2 pseudogenes are annotated in these 1,037 nt (G+C 46.6%); both read left to right on the top strand.

Going from position 1 to position 1,037, the window contains the following annotated elements:
* Positions 1 to 713 (top strand): annotated as a pseudogene (trmB, locus tag CIK04_RS27065) (tRNA (guanosine(46)-N7)-methyltransferase TrmB); the annotation flags it as partial.
* A 107-nt stretch (positions 714 to 820) separates the two neighbouring features.
* Positions 821 to 1,037: pseudogene (locus CIK04_RS27060) on the top strand (glutaminase); the annotation flags it as partial.

Raw genomic sequence — 1,037 nt, 5'->3', positions numbered from 1 at the left:
AATGAAGACGGCAAGCTGATCCGCAAAATCCGCAGTTTTGTTCGTCGCGAAGGCCGTTTAACCAAAGGTCAAGAAAATACGATGAAACGAGTGCTGGCCAACAATGGGACATCGATTACCAAAAGCCAATCTTCTTGATGGAAAGAGGTATTTGGTAACGATAATCCTGTCGTGCTTGAAATTGGCTTTGGTATGGGCGCTTCTTTGGTTGAAATGGCGAAAAATGCCCCAGAAAAGAACTTCTTTGGTATTGAAGTGCACACGCCTGGCTGGTGCCTGTCTGTCAGACGCTCGTGACGCAGGCATCACCAATCTGCGTGTGATGTGTCATGATGCGGTTGAAGTGTTTGAGCACATGATTCCGAACGACAGCCTAGCGACGTTGCAATTGTTCTTCCCAGACCCATGGCACAAAAAGCGCCATCACAAGCGTCGTATTGTACAGCTTGAGTTTGCGGAAATGGTTCGTCAAAAGCTGAATCCCGATGAAAGGTATCTTCCATATGGCGACGGATTGGGAAAACTACGCTGAGCACATGATTGAAATCATGAACCAAGCGCCAGGTTACAGCAATATTGCCCAAGAAGGCGATTATATTCCACGCCCTGAAGAGCGTCCGCTGACCAAATTCGAAGCGCGTGGTCATCGTCTTGGCCACGGTGTGTGGGATATTAAATTTAAGCGAGTGATGCTAATCGCGGATTTATGTTGACTGGTTTTATAAAATCAGCACACTGCGAAAAAGAAGAGCCAACATTGAGAAATGTTGGCTTTTTTGACCCTACAATAAACACTAATAATGGTTTGGTAAAGTCTGTCATGAAGCCAACAAAAGAACTGCTCAACGAAATTTTGCATGAAGTTCGCCCTTTGATTGGGCGTGGGAAAGTCGCCAACTATATTCCTGCTTTGGCCCGAGTGCCAGCGCATAAGCTTGCTATCGCGGTGTACACCAATCAAGGTGAGGTGAGGTGATCAAAGCGGGAGATGCCGATGAGGCGTTCTCGATACAATCCATTTCTAAAGCGCTGAGTTT

This window comes from Vibrio sp. 03_296, from assembly GCF_002265885.1.
This window is presented reverse-complemented; position numbering and strand designations above follow the sequence as displayed.